Below are 14,484 nucleotides of genomic sequence, written 5' to 3' on the forward strand. Positions count from 1 at the left end.
CCTATTCTACAATCATCTTACCGTGCATCATATTCATGCCACAAGAGAAACCATACTCACCTGCTTCTTCAGGTGTGATTTCAACCACATATTGGTCTCCCATAGGCAGATCTGCATGCACTCCAAAGTCTGGAAAAACGATTTGATCCAAGCAAGGTGAAGGATCTTTTCGATCAAAAATAATGCGAGCAGGTTGCGATTTTTTGAGGATAATGGTTTCTGGAGTATATCCTCCCATGACCTCCACTCGAATCTCCTGATAGCCATTTTTTTGCTGGGCTCTCTTAGCATCTTCTTGCGGTTTTTTGAAAAACCAAAAGAGGATAAAAGCAATCATTCCTAAAACAACAATAGATACAAATAGATTTAACATAGCGTCTCCTTTACATACAATTACATCTTACTTCTGTTACAGCACTTGCTTTTTTCTTTGAAATCACTTCTTCCAAGCCTTCCAAATCAGCTAGGGTAAAGTCACATTCTTCAATCAAATCAGCTAGCAAGAGCTTTATTCTTCGAGAACAAAGCTTGTCTTTGATATCCTGAACCATTAAGTCCCTACTATCATCTGGAGTTAAAAGGGACGAATACACAAAGGACTTGCCCTGTTTTTCCCGAGTCAAACATTCCTTCTCCACCAAACGAGCCAAGAGTGTCTGGATCGTGGATTTGGACCAACTGAACCTTTTCTCTAATACTTTTATGAGATCAGTACTAGTCTGTTCTCCCTGCATCCAGATAATCTTCATGACCTGCCATTCTGCATCCGAAATCTGCATCAGCACACCTCCAAAATCTACATTTGTCAATTACAATTATCAGTATACTCTTAAAATCTACGTTTGTCAACTAAATTTCCTAAAAATTTTTAAAATAGTTTAAAATGTATTAAAATTTTTTCTTATATACTCGTTAAGTTCACTTTTTAAACTCTCTTTCATGTTTACAAAGCCATAACTCAAAAACCTCCACTTGGAGTGGAGGTTTGTTTTACTACTAATACAATTTTAAATCATGTGAATCAGCTGGGAAACTTGGATCATATGGATTGTGACGAAGCTTGAATCGTTTCACATCTTCAATTGTCTGTGTTCCAGATAACTGCATAACTGTCTTCAATTCATCATTCAAATGTTCAAAGACTTGGCGTACACCAACACTACCACCAAGGGCTAAACCATAAATGACAGGTCGTCCAATGGCTACTAAGTCAGCTCCAGAAGCCAAGGCTTTAAAGACGTGCTGACCACGACGAACACCAGAGTCAAAAACGATTGGCACACGTTTATTTACCGCTTCAGCCACTTCTTGTAGCGAGTCAAAAGCAGCCGATCCACCGTCAATTTGTCGACCACCGTGGTTGGTTACCCAAATACCTGAAGCCCCTGCATCCAGTGAGCGTTCAACATCTTCTCGGCATTGTGGACCTTTGACATAAACGGGAAGTCCTGAGTATTCTGCGATAAACTCTACATCTCGTGGAGATAGGCGTTGTTTAGCTGATTTATAGACATAGTCCATTGACTTACCAGCACCTTGAGGTAGGTATTCTTCTACGATAGGCATGCCAACTGGGAACACAAAACCGTTTCGTTTATCTACCTCACGGTTACCTCCTACTGTCGCATCGGCAGTTAAGACAATAGCCTTATAGCCTTCTGCCTTGACGCGATCCATGATGTGACGGTTAATACCATCATCTTTACTAAAGTAGAATTGGAACCAATGAGGTGTTCCTTGAAGGGCTTGAGAAATTTCAGGTAGGTCAACTGTTGAGTAGGAACTAGTTGTATAGAGTGAACCGAACTCGTGTACTCCACGCGCAGTCGCAACTTCTCCTTGCTCATTAGCTAGTTTATGGGCTGCAACAGGTGCCATAATGATTGGTGAAGATAGTTTTTCACCATCAAATTCAATCTCTGTGCTTGGATTTTCCACATCACAAAGCGTATGCGGAACGATGAGTTTGTGGTTAAAGGCACGGATGTTTTCTCGTAAAGTAAAGGTATCTTCTGCTCCACTAGCGATATAACCAAATGCTGCCTTTGGAATAACTTGTTGCGCCATTGGCTCTAAATCGTAGGTGTTAATGAAATCTACAGGTCCTTCTGCATTGCTTGTTTTATATGACATCAATAGTCCTCCTTAAACGTAAACGTTTACTTTTGTTTACTAGAATAGTTTAAAACTTTTTCATGATGTTTTCAAAAAATTTGTCTGTACTTTTCATCATAAAGGTAAACAGATTAAGAACTAGAAGTTAAAGATGATACAGATTCACTCCCCTATCCTACTCTAAACAGAGACTATGGTTATAAACTTTCCATTAAATAAAAAACTCAGGTAGTTCTTAGAATACCTGAGTGTCTATCTATTTATACATTTTGCCAATTTTCTTGATCTTCTTTGAATCGTTTTAGGAGGTCGAGTCCTTCTGGTGTGATATAACCTTCTTCTTGAGCTAGATGAATCAGTTCGCTGTAGTTTGAAAGGGTTACTAGTTTGACACCAGCATCTGCAAAGTTCATATCTGCTTTTGGCAATTGATAGCTGAAAATAGCCACAACACCAAGAACATCTGCTCCCTCACGTTTGGCAGCAGCAACGGCTTCAAGAACTGAACCACCAGTTGAAATAAGGTCTTCAACAACTACCATTTTTTGACCTTGGGCTACACGACCTTCGATTTGGTTTCCTGCACCGTGGTCTTTTGGTTTGCTACGGATATAGGCAAATGGCAAGTCCATCTTGTCAGCGATGATAGCACCATGAGGAATACCTGCAGTCGCTGTTCCTGCAATCACTTCTACCTCTGGGAATTCTGCCTTGATGGCTTCTACAAAACCATTTTCAATCAAGGTACGAGTTTCTGGGTAAGCAAGTGTCACACGATTGTCCGTATAAATCGGTGACTTGATACCTGATGCCCAAGTGAAGGGCTCTTCTGGTTTGAGGTAAACGGCTTGAATTTTCAATAGATGGCTAGCAATGTCTTTAGCAAGTGTCATGGTTTTCTCCTTTTGTTTTTATAATCTATTTCTTTAATTTCAGTCTTGGTTCCACTCATCCTTGATAGCATGATAAGCTGCAACTGGATCAGTGGCTTGAGTAATTGGGCGACCGACAACGATGTAGTCACTACCAATTTGATAAGCATCTGCTGGCGTCATGACTCGTTTTTGGTCTCCAACTGCAGCCCCTGCTGGTCGAATACCCGGTGTCAGGCAGATAAAATCTTTGCTTGTTGCTTCTTTGATAAGCTTGACTTCCTGAGCTGAACAAACCACACCATCTAATCCAGCTTCAGCAGTTTTCTTGGAATAATGAATGACCGATTCTTGAAGACTGGTTTGGATATTTTGGAAGTCTCTCATTTGCTCCTCAGAAGTTGAAGTCAACTGGGTAACAGCAATCAATTTGGCTTCTTTTCCAAGACCTTCACGCGCAGCTTTCATCATCTCTACACCACCTGCGGCATGAACATTGGTCATGTCAACACCCAGATGAGACAAAACCTTCATGGCTGACTTAACCGTATTGGGAATATCATGAAGTTTGAGATCCAGAAAGACACTATGACCTAAGTCTTTCAAATAAGAAACAATTTCCGGACCTGTAGCATAATAGAGCTCCATACCTACCTTTAGATAGAGGCTCTCTTCTGCTGGAAATTGAGCTAAAAACTTCTTGACCGTCTCAAAGTTTGGAAAATCAAGAGCAATAACCGGACGAGATTCGCGCATACTTTTCTCCTTTTACCTTTGTCAGCGAGAGAGCATGAAAAAAGGAACCTGCCTACAGCAAGGTTCCACGAAAAATGGGTAGAATTCACCCTTTCACCGTTAACCTTAGCTGCCTCTCTGGACTGCTTTAAAGGTTTTTTACTATTCTATTATTTAAAGCGGTAGTTGTCAAGTAAAAACAAGTAACTGAATTAGTCTAAAACATTATCAGTCATCAAACTGAGTAACATCGTTTGATGCTTAGCGACTTCGTGTGGTTTGAGTCGTTTGTGTTGTTTGACCTTGATTGCCTTGCTCAGTTTGTTTTTGCTTTTCTTCTTCCTGCTTTTTCTTTTCCTCTTCTTCTTTTTTCTTCTTTTCCTCTTCTTGAGCTTTGATTCTTTCTTCTTCTAGAGCTTTATCTGCCAAACTATAGCTATAAATACCGACTTCCATATCAATCCCACTAGGAACTGTTAACTGTGGCTTAATTTTACTATAGTATGGTAATTTTTTCCCTAGTTCTGATAGAGGAACCAAAATTTCATTTGAATCATACATGGTAATCTTTAGAAGGTCACTAGTTGCCTTGCTTGGGGCAAGTTCAATCTTCTGGATTTCCTGCTTAATTTCTGGACTAACATCATTTAACTGAGAAATTAAGGTTTTTATCTGCTCCTCATCGTTAAAGAGAACAGATATGTATTTTTCAGGTAAGTTAGCCGCATTAACAGCTGTTGATTCAATACTTCCACTAGATAAGATTGGATAATAGTTATCACCTGAAACAGAATAGGCTACAATTTCAAATTCCTTCACTTCAATGGTGAAGTGAACCGGGAACTGATAAACTATCTTAGCCGATTCAATCCAGTGATCTGATTTAACCATTTCAGCATGCTTATCTTTATTTAAGAGCAAGCTAATCGTATAGTCACTATCCTGAATACCAGAAGCTTCCTTGACTTGATCTGCAGTTGTCTGAACAGTCCCCGTAACCTCAATATGTTTCATCGTAGATAAAGGGGTTAGAAGATAAATGGACAAGAACAAGACTAAGAAACTTGGGACGAGGATTGTAACTGCTCGCCAGATATGAATCGATGGAATGGGAGGTTTAGGAGGTTTATTCTTGGTCTTAACTTTTTTCTCTTTCTTAACCTCTGCACCAGCCTTTTCTTCCACTTTCTGGTCCTGACTCTCAGATTCTATTTGAGGAGCCTCAGTTTCCTCTACATCCTTGTCTTCATTTGAAGTTTCATCACTAGTATCCGAGTCCTTCTCTTCAGATTTTTCAGATGCTTCATCAACTTCTTCAGAATCGATCGATTCCTCTTCTGCTTTTTTATTTAAATACTCTTTATTTTGTTTTTGCCATTCTGACAGTTCTTGAGTATCCTCAAAAGAAGACTCTGGAGTTTGCTCTTCTTTTTCACGTGCTTCTTGTTCAGCACGTTTCGCCTCTTCTTCTGCTTTTTTTTGAAGATATTCTTGATTTCGTTTTTGCCACTCTGACAATTCCTTGCCTTGAGTGTCCTGATTCTTTTTATCCTTTGACATCAATATTCCTTATGATAAATCTTTTTTTAGTAGCTCATAAAAATCTGCCACAGATTTTAATTCATGAGAATTCTTCATTGTATTTTGATAGTTCTCTTTATTCGTCAAGAGCTTATTAACTTTTTCTTCTAGAGTAGACAAGGTCAAGTCACTCTCTTGCAACTCCTCTGCATAGCCTTTTTTCACAAAATAGGCTGCATTTTCGATTTGGTCTCCACGGCTAGCTTCACGACCTAGTGGCACAATGACATGCAATTTAGCCATAGCAAGGAGCTCAAAAATAGTATTGGCACCACCACGAGTAATGACCACATCAGCCAGATTCATGAGTGGTTGATAGAGGTCAGTCACATAGTCAACACGATAGAGGTTTGAACTGAGTTCATTTAAACTAGCATCCCCTGTCAGGTTAATAATATTGTAGCGACTAGTTAACTCTTCCTTATGGTCTGTAACTAATTGGTTAAAGACACGCGCACCAGCAGAACCACCTACAAAGAGAAGGGTTGGTAATTTACTATCAAAATAAGTTCGGATATCCACCATTTCTTCGGGTTCTTCCATAATTGGACCAGAAACCTTAGTCACAGCTCCAACGTGCTCTACCTTAGTGAGACTAGATGCTTGCTCAAAAGTAGAGTACATCTTAGTCGCAAACTTATAGGCAATTTTATTGGCCAAGCCCATGGAGAGGTCAGACTCATGGATGAAGACTGGTACTCTGCAAACTCGTGCCGCGATAACAGGCGGAACAGATACAAATCCTCCCTTAGAAAAGAGGGCCTGTGGACGAACACGTAGCATGATAAAGAGCGATTGAAGGATTCCAAATGCAACTTTAAAGACGTCAACCATATTTTGCCATGAGAAATAACGACGTAGTTTCCCTGTTGCAATAGAATGGAAGGTGACATCTAAACCTGACTTGAGAATTTCATGATGCTCAATTCCGTTTTTATCACCAATATAGTGGACTTCCCAGCCATCTTCGATGAACTTAGGCATTAACAAAAGGTTGAGGGTAACGTGTCCAACCGTTCCCCCACCTGTAAATACTATTTTTTTCATATTATCCCTTTAACTCCGCTACAGTGTCGATGAAAAGATCTCCACGTACTTCAAAGTTAGCATACATATCCCAGCTTGCATTAGCAGGACTGAGGAGAACCACATCTCCTTCTTCTGCAAGTTCATAAGCCTTGCGAGTTGCATCTGCAATATCAGCCGCGTCGATATAAGCCACACCAGCTTTATCCGCTGCACGTTTGACACGTTCTGCAGATTGACCGAGTATGACCATTTTCTTAAGTCCAGTAATATCAGGAACCAATTCGTCAAACTCATTGCCACGGTCCAACCCACCAGCAATCAAGATAACCTTGCTATTATCAAATCCTGACAAGGCTTTTTGAGTTGCTAAGATATTGGTTGACTTACTATCGTTATAAAATTTAACGCCATTAATTTGGTCTACAAATTGGAGACGGTGTTTAACTCCACCAAAGGCTGACAAGGTTTCCTTGATGGTTTCATTATCAACGCCACGCAGTTTAGCAACAGCAATGGTTGCAAGAGCATTTTCCACATTGTGGCTACCCGGAACACCGATTTCATCAGCTGCCATGACTTTTTCACCACGGAAGTAAAGAAGACCATCTTCAAGATAAGCTCCATCAACCTTTTCAAGTGTTGAGAACGGTACTACAGTCGCATTTGTCTTTGTCGCAAGTTCTTTAGCTAATTCCTGGTTGAAGTTCAATACTAGGTAATCAGTTGCTGTCATATTGCTTTGGATATTCCACTTGGCTGCCACATAAGCTTCAAAAGAACCGTGATAGTCAATATGCGTTGGCATAAGATTCGTGATAACAGCAACTTCAGGATGGAATTCCTGGATTCCCATTAATTGGAAAGAAGAAAGTTCCATGACAAGGGTATCCTTATCTGTCGCAGTTTGGGCCACTTGACTAGCAGGATAACCGATGTTCCCTGATAAGAGGCCATTTTGCCCAGCTGCAGTCAATACTTCTCCAATCATGGTTGTCGTCGTTGTCTTACCATTTGAACCAGTAATACCGACGATTGGTGCCTCAGAAATCAAGTAAGCCAACTCAACTTCAGTTAAGACTGGAATGCCTTTTCCTAGTGCTTTTTCAATCATTGGATTGCTATAAGGGATTCCTGGATTCTTCACCATGAGAGCAAAATCTTCATCTAGCAATTCCAAGGGATGGCCACCAGTTACAACCTTAATCCCATCTTCCAAAAGGCTTTGAGCTGCTGGATTTTCCTCAAAAGGTTTACCATCATTAACCGTCACAATGGCACCTAACTTGTCCAAGAGACGAGCTGCAGACTCGCCAGATTTGGCCAAACCGAGGACTAATACTTTCTTATTTTTAAATTGATCAATTCGTTTCATTTCTAGAACTCCATTTCTACTCTTACTATTTTACCATTTTTATGAAAATAAAAAAGCCACAAAGGGCTTTCTTATTTGTTTTTTGTTATTTATGAAGTCAGTAATCAACTTTAACTTCTGTTCTTAAGTCATTTTATACGAAGAAGCATAAAAAAGCGGACAAATATTAGTCCTATCATTAAGGAACTAGCTTTGTCCACTTTTTATTGTCGAGATGGGTTCAGCCACCCACTTTCTTGGATTTAGATGATGTTAGACCATTCTATTCTTGATCTTTTTTCTTACCCATTGCAAAGAGACCAAGAAGCGCTCCCACAACACCTGCTGTTGCAAGGGTTGCATTTTCTTTAGTACCTGTTTCTGGGAGAATATGTTGATGGCTAGCAGGCGCTTGATAAGTCTTATCTTGAGACATAGCAAGGGATACAATCGACTGCTCATCTTTGTACTCTGGGACTTCATTGACCGCTGCTTCGGCTGCGTTCACGCCACCTTTGTACTCTGGCACATCGTTAACCGCTGCAAAGACTGCATTGGCACCACCTTTGTACTCTGGCACATCGTTAACCGCTGCTTCGACTGCGTTCACACCACCTGTGTATTCTGGAACTTCATTGACTGTTGCTTCAACTGCATTCACTCCACCAATGAACTCTGGGACTTCAAGAACAGCTGCTTCTTCTCCATTGACACCACCAGTATATTCTGGAATTTCGTGAACAGCTGGTTCCGTCTTGGCACTTTCAACTTCTGCTCTAGTTAATTGAATGCGATATTCCTTGACGTGTTTTCCACTTTCTGAAACAAGATGAACCAAGACTGGAAGTTTATCATCACCACTATCAACAATAGTTGCTGCTACGTTTTCGCCAGCTTCTACTGTTACATTTGGACGAGTACCAGTGTAAGTCACACGGTAATCTACACGATCTTCAGAGAAGTCTGAAAGTTCTTTACCATCTACAAGAAGTTTCGCAGTTGTGCTATCCTTAGGTTCTTCACTTGGTGCAATGAAGGTCAATTCAGTGATAGCAACACCCTTCTTATCAGCTTTTCTATCCATACGCCATCTCATGGCTTTGGTTTTAACTGGCGCGAAGGTGACATGGATATCTGTTCCGGCTTCTATTTCTTGATCTGCACGGTATTCAACCTTTTCCCAATTAGATGGTGTATTGAATGGATGTTCTGGATCGTATGGTTGATAGTTAGAATAGTATTCTGGTGCATCAAAGTCTGGACCGATGTAGCGTTCTAGGACGAGTTTAGAAGGTGCGTCTGTTCCACCATCTGAGAAGAATCGAATGCTTCCTTCAGCGACTGTGCGTTCAACAATCTTACCAGCTTCTCTAAAGATAACACCTACTGAAACTTCTGGATTATCAGATGGAGTTGGAGACCAGTTAGTCCAACGACGGGTTTCATCATCTGAACCATCGTTAACATAGTCCACACGGTCATGAGAATTTGGATCAATATCATTGGTTGCTGAAGCAAATGAGCGGTTGCTATCGTCATCAAAGTAAGGGTTATCTGATAGGTTTTCACCGAGTTTATCAGTCACACGTACTGCTACTTCAGCAGTTAAATCAGTACCTAAAACGCGACCATGAACTGTAAATTCACCAGCATTCGCTAGATTTTCAGTTGGAACTTCATCCCATTCAACAGTCAAGTCTTTGACTTCATAGCCATCTTTACCTGTGAAATAGACGCCTACTTTCGTTGGTAACTCAAGAGTATGACCCTTCGCAACCAAGCGAGATGACTTCACAGCGACTACTGGTTTACTTGCTAGCAACTCTTTATCATTTGTAAAGTGTAAACGGTATTCACCTAGAATATCTCCATTTTCAGCCTTAACGACTACACGAACTGGATCCCCTTCACGAACGCTTGGAATCACTGTAGCAATACCATTTTCAGTCACACTTGCTGTAACAGTTGGTGCTTGCCCTTCAATTGCTTCTAAATAGTAATCAGCTAAACCAGGATTAAATCCTGACAAATCTTTGCCATCTACTTGGATTTGGACTTGAGCAGTTTTAGCCGCAGCTACTTGTTTAGAGAAGATTTGAATTTCTGTGATAGAAGTACCCCACTTGTCATCTGGTCGAACCATGCGGATGCGAACTGCATAAGTGTTGACCTTATCAAAACTAAAGTGGGTCATTTCTCCAGCTCTGACTTGATCAGGAGCTTTGAGATTTGTTACTTGTTTCCAGTTTTTATCGTTATTAAAGACATGGTCTTCACTAGCGACAAAGCTTGGATCCTTAGGAACCGTTGGAACTTCTGTACCAACATAGTATTCGATAACATAAGACTTAGGTGCACCAACACCGTGATCTTCGTGGAAGGCTACATTGAGGTTATCAACTGATCGTTTAGACATGATACCAGAATCTCCAAATAGAATTCCGACTGATGCCTCACTTGTACGTTTCCAGTTTGTCCAGCGGTTTGCTGGTTGATCATTAAATGAGATTAGTTTGTCATTGACATTTGCTACTGAATCGCTTGGATTTGAGTCTGATGCAAAGGCAAGTGGCAACTCTGAACCTGTCCACTGGTCAGAAATATTGGCACCAGTTTCTGTCTGAGCAGATACACGAACATGAAGTTTTGTTGGTAACTGAGTACCTTCCACATGTCCTGTCACTGTAAAGCTACCTTCGTGTGCATACTGGCTTGGATCAATAGCATCCCAAGTCACTTTAGCTGAAGATACTTGTCCATTTGAGTGGTAAGTACGGACGCTTTCTGGTAATTGAGGAACTTCTGAAACAGGAGTTGTTACACTCACTTCTTCAACAGCAATGATACCTTCTACAGATACCTTAGCATGTGCTTCTTTCTCGACTCCTTCAACTTTTCCTAAGACATCAAAGCTATGATACTTAGCAAGTTCTTCTTTAGCAACTGCTTGCCAAGTTACCTTGTGAACTTTTGGAAATCCTTTGTCATATTCAACAGTTACTGTATCTGGTAGACTTGGTTCTTGGTTCAAACCTGTTACTACGCTGACTGGGCGAATAGCTTGGACGACTTTGCTTTCAGTATTCGCTTGAATATTCAAGTCAATTTGACCTTCAGCTCCTTCAAATTGGACTTTCAGTGTTACTTGACCAGGTTTGTGCAATTCAAGCATACCTTTACGAACAGTAACCTCTCCCTCACCTGTAGTTGAGAAAGTCACCTTGTCAGCTTTCAAGACAGCTTCAGTACCATCTTGATAGTGAGCAAAGACCTTGATACCAACAGTTTGGTCTTCTTTTAAAGCATCTGCATTTTCTACCTCTAGGCTCAAACGTTCAATCTGTGGAGCTTCTTGTAAGAATTGGATAGCATAAGCTTGAAGTGGCCCACCATCATTTGGTTGAACATAAATGCTTGCACGCATACCATTTGCTTCGTTAGCTTGAATAACTGTTACTTGAGCATTTTCAGCTAAAGCTTTGACTTGAGGCAACTCAGCTCCATAAGCAAGTTTATGGTATAGAACTGGTTGGTCAGTTGAGAGACCTTCTACTGCTTGGTCTGCTACTGTTACAGTCGGTACTACTGGACCAGCAGCTTGACCTTCGGCAACTACGAATGTAGCTGCGATTTCGTTATCACCTGAAATTCCTTTAACTTGAATGCGAGAACCTGGGATAGCTAGTTTAGCTTGATCTTCAGCTGCAACTTCCCACTTATCAACGTCATAGCTTCCTACAGTACCATCTGACAACACATAGGTAACAGATGGATCAACCGTACTTAGATCTGTAGTTGGTGCAATTCTCTTAACTACAGGCAATTCTGTTTGAAGAGCCAAGACTTCAACACGCGCTTCGACGTCACGGCCGTCTGCCACACCTTTAACAGTAAAAATACCAGGTTTGTTGACATCAACTGCGGACCATTCTACTGGAAGTTTTGCACGGCTGCCATCACTGTAGATAAATCCTACTTTCGAAGGCATTTTTGCAGCTTGACCAATTACTGTACGAACTTTAGGAACCTCTGTACCTAAAACAGTCTTTTCTTCTTGGTCTTTCTTACCTGTGAAAATGGTTGTTTGACCAGATTTCAAGAAATCAGAATGAGCAGTCAAGGTGAATTTTCCCGCTTGCTCAGTTGATTTGACAATCACAACACCCTTACCATTAAAGGCTTTGCGAATCCATGAACCATCTGCTTGTTCTTTGTAACGTTCACGGCTGGCTTGTTCCCCGTTATCCACACCGACAATCTGACCTTGTCCATGCAACTGGAATCGAACAAGATTATTGGCAGTAGGAACTACGTTACCTTTACTGTCAACAATTTCGTAATAGATATAAGTGAGGTCTTTTCCGTCAGCTGCGATAGCATGTTCTTCTTTGACCAAACGAACCCCTGCAGGTTCTCCAGCAGTCACAATCTTATCACGAGCAATGATGTTACCAGCTTCGTCACGAGCTACTGCTTCCAAAGTACCAGCTTCAAAAGCAACCTTCCATTCAAGGTAAAGTTCATTAGCGTTGGCACCTTCTTGGTAAGTGCGTCCATCGCTTGTTTGTTTTTTAGTAAATGTCTTCTTGCCTAGAGTTTCACCATTCAAGAACAGTTCTACACTTGCAGCGTTAGAATAGGCACGGACTGGAATGTTACCATCTGCATCCGCTACATTCGCTTTTAGAGTAGGATTTTCCCAGTTCCAGTGAGGAAGCAAGTGAACCATTGGTTTCTTCTCAGCAGATACCCATTGACTTTGATACAAGTAATAATCATTCTTTGGAATTCCCGCAGTATCTACGATACCAAAGTAAGAACTCTTAACTGGAGTTTGGTTTTGGTTATGCCATGGAGTAGGCTCACCAATATAGTCCGTACCTGTCCAGATAAACTGACCAGCATAACCAGCATTGTCTCGGTCAAAAGTCCAAGATGCAGTGGCTGTTTTACCCCAGCCAACACGGTCATTACCATAGTCTGATTGCTCATAATGACGGTAAGCCTGATTACTGTGAACCAACTCACTCTCTGGGCGGAAATAGCTACCACGAGTACGTGTCGCAGAAGAAGTTTCTGAACCGTAAATCAACCAATTTGGATGTTTGGCACGAAGTTTCTTGTAGTTATCCTCTGAATAGTTAAATCCAACTGCGTCAAGTTCATTTGCAATCTTTTCATGATCACCACTACCATCACCAAAGCGGAACTTGTCTGCTCCCATAGTGACATAGCGTGTTTTATCAACTGCTTTAATCACTTGAACCAAGCGTTTAACAGTTGCTAGAGAACGAGGTTTCCCGTCTGCTTCACCGATTTCATTACCGATAGACCACATAACGATAGCAGGGTTATTTTTCCCTCTTTCGACCATAGTACGTAGGTCAAAGTCAGACCATTTTTCACCTTTCTTAGCATCTGGGTGAGTAGCATCTTTATCAAAGAAGCGACCGTAGTCATACTGTTTCTTACCACCATACCAAGTATCGAAAGCTTCTTCTTGGACCAACAAACCAAGCTCAGCAGCGATCTGTAAAGTTTGCTCACTAGCTGGGTTGTGAGTTGTACGGATAGAGTTTACACCCATATCCTTCATCTGTTTCAGACGACGGTATTCTGCTTTATAGTTTTCTTCAGCCCCTAGAGCTCCGTGGTCATGGTGAAGAGAAACTCCATGGAATTTGATGCGTTCACCATTCAAAGAGAAGCCTTCATTTGGTGTCCAGTTGTAGTAACGGTAACCAAACAAGTCCTTCTTAGCATCGACCAATTGGCCATCACGATAGACACGAGTCACCAATTCATAAAGGGCAGGTTTATCGTTAAGAACAGTCCACAGTTTTGGTTTATCAACTTGCAAAATAGCATTCAAGCTTGTTGACTGATGTGCTTTCAAGACTTGGCTATCTGTACGAACTAAGTCTGTTACAGCTTGACCGTTACGTTCGATAATTTGGTATTCAGCAAGAATTTCATGATCTTTGTCATCTGTGTTGACAATCTTACTTGTTACATGAGTATCAACTTTACCATTCTGTTGTTTTTCAAGATCTGGTGTTAAGATTGTTGTTCCATTCTTTTCAGCATGAACTTTATCTGTAACTTGAAGGGTAACATCACGGTAGATACCACTTCCTGAGTACCAACGACTACTTGGTTGTTTATTAATGGCATGGACTGCGACGACATTTTCGCGACCGTCTTTATGGAGATAGTCAGTAATGTCATATGAGAATTGGTTGTAACCATTTGGATAATGATCAACTAGCTGACCATTGACATAGACCTGAGAATCCATATAAACCCCATCAAATGTGATACGAACATTCTTATTGAGGTTTTCTTCATCAAGTTTAAAGGTCTTACGATACCAAGCATCACCACCATTTAGCTGTCCACCTTCGTTTTGGGCAGGAGAGTTATGGTCAAAGTCATTGTAGATACTCCAGTCATGAGGAAGGTCTAATTTCTTCCAGTTAGTAACATCAGCATCCGGTTTGACTGCATCTTTAGCATTGGCATTGAGCTTGAAATGCCAGTTTTGGTTGAATTCTACTTTTCTATCCTCAATCAACTGTTTTACCTCATCATTAGTTGCAGGTTTGAGCTCTGGTTTTTCTGTTTGAGCAGATTGATCCTGAGTCACAGCTGGAGCTTGCTTTTCTACATCAGAGGTTTCTTTTTTCTCAGGAGTAGTCTCAGTAGTTGGGGCTTCCACTTTTTTCTCTACTTCATGATTAGTTTCTACTGCTTCACTGTTAACAGTTTCTGTTGTTACAGGTTGTTCAGAAGCTTTTGATA

The 14,484-nt window shown here is 40.9% G+C and carries 8 protein-coding genes and 1 pseudogene; all 9 read right to left on the minus strand.

From position 1 onward, the window contains the following. Window position 1: 1 nt before the first annotated feature. Window positions 2-373: a cupredoxin domain-containing protein gene (locus HMPREF1481_RS06030; protein WP_000933322.1), complete on the minus strand. Its 372-nt coding sequence runs from the start codon at window positions 371-373 to the stop codon at window positions 2-4. A gap of 10 nt (window positions 374-383) precedes the next feature. Beyond that, window positions 384-779, minus strand: a complete 396-nt coding sequence (locus tag HMPREF1481_RS06035; protein WP_016466609.1) for a CopY/TcrY family copper transport repressor — start codon at window positions 777-779, stop codon at window positions 384-386. Window positions 780-996: 217 nt separating this feature from the next. Beyond that, window positions 997-2,133 (minus strand): L-lactate oxidase, encoded by a 1,137-nt coding sequence (gene lctO / locus HMPREF1481_RS06040; protein WP_016466610.1) that lies wholly within the window; start codon window positions 2,131-2,133, stop codon window positions 997-999. Between the two features lie 242 nt (window positions 2,134-2,375). Continuing rightward, a complete protein-coding gene (gene pyrE, locus HMPREF1481_RS06045; protein ID WP_016466611.1) occupies window positions 2,376-3,008 on the minus strand; it encodes an orotate phosphoribosyltransferase in 633 nt (210 codons plus the stop codon). A gap of 39 nt (window positions 3,009-3,047) precedes the next feature. Then, window positions 3,048-3,743, minus strand: coding sequence for an orotidine-5'-phosphate decarboxylase (gene pyrF, locus HMPREF1481_RS06050; RefSeq protein WP_016466612.1), 696 nt, complete (start codon window positions 3,741-3,743; stop codon window positions 3,048-3,050). Window positions 3,744-3,983: 240 nt separating this feature from the next. Then, on the minus strand, window positions 3,984-5,282 hold the full coding sequence (locus HMPREF1481_RS06055) for a cell division protein FtsQ/DivIB (protein WP_016466613.1): 1,299 nt from the start codon (window positions 5,280-5,282) through the stop codon (window positions 3,984-3,986). 9 nt (window positions 5,283-5,291) lie between these two features. Beyond that, complete coding sequence (locus tag HMPREF1481_RS06060) at window positions 5,292-6,350, minus strand: UDP-N-acetylglucosamine--N-acetylmuramyl-(pentapeptide) pyrophosphoryl-undecaprenol N-acetylglucosamine transferase (RefSeq protein WP_016466614.1); 1,059 nt, start codon at window positions 6,348-6,350, stop codon at window positions 5,292-5,294. Window position 6,351: 1 nt separating this feature from the next. Continuing rightward, window positions 6,352-7,704 (minus strand): UDP-N-acetylmuramoyl-L-alanine--D-glutamate ligase, encoded by a 1,353-nt coding sequence (murD, locus tag HMPREF1481_RS06065; RefSeq protein ID WP_016466615.1) that lies wholly within the window; start codon window positions 7,702-7,704, stop codon window positions 6,352-6,354. A 262-nt stretch (window positions 7,705-7,966) separates the two neighbouring features. Beyond that, window positions 7,967-14,287 (minus strand): annotated as a pseudogene (gene bgaA, locus HMPREF1481_RS06070) (LPXTG-anchored adhesin/beta-galactosidase BgaA); the annotation flags it as partial. Between the last annotated feature and the right edge of the window lie 197 nt (window positions 14,288-14,484).

Source organism: Streptococcus sp. HPH0090, assembly GCF_000411475.1.
In the GTDB taxonomy this organism is placed as follows: Bacteria; Bacillota; Bacilli; order Lactobacillales; family Streptococcaceae; genus Streptococcus.

Excerpts from the sequence above, each read along its gene's own strand:
- HMPREF1481_RS06030 (WP_000933322.1), bottom strand. The coding sequence starts at position 373 with ATGTTAAATCTATTTGTATCTATTGTTGTTTTAGGAATGATTGCTTTT.
- HMPREF1481_RS06035 (WP_016466609.1), bottom strand. The coding sequence starts at position 779 with ATGCAGATTTCGGATGCAGAATGGCAGGTCATGAAGATTATCTGGATG.
- lctO (WP_016466610.1), bottom strand. The coding sequence starts at position 2,133 with ATGTCATATAAAACAAGCAATGCAGAAGGACCTGTAGATTTCATTAAC.
- pyrE (WP_016466611.1), bottom strand. The coding sequence starts at position 3,008 with ATGACACTTGCTAAAGACATTGCTAGCCATCTATTGAAAATTCAAGCC.
- pyrF (WP_016466612.1), bottom strand. The coding sequence starts at position 3,743 with ATGCGCGAATCTCGTCCGGTTATTGCTCTTGATTTTCCAAACTTTGAG.
- HMPREF1481_RS06055 (WP_016466613.1), bottom strand. The coding sequence starts at position 5,282 with ATGTCAAAGGATAAAAAGAATCAGGACACTCAAGGCAAGGAATTGTCA.
- HMPREF1481_RS06060 (WP_016466614.1), bottom strand. The coding sequence starts at position 6,350 with ATGAAAAAAATAGTATTTACAGGTGGGGGAACGGTTGGACACGTTACC.
- murD (WP_016466615.1), bottom strand. The coding sequence starts at position 7,704 with ATGAAACGAATTGATCAATTTAAAAATAAGAAAGTATTAGTCCTCGGT.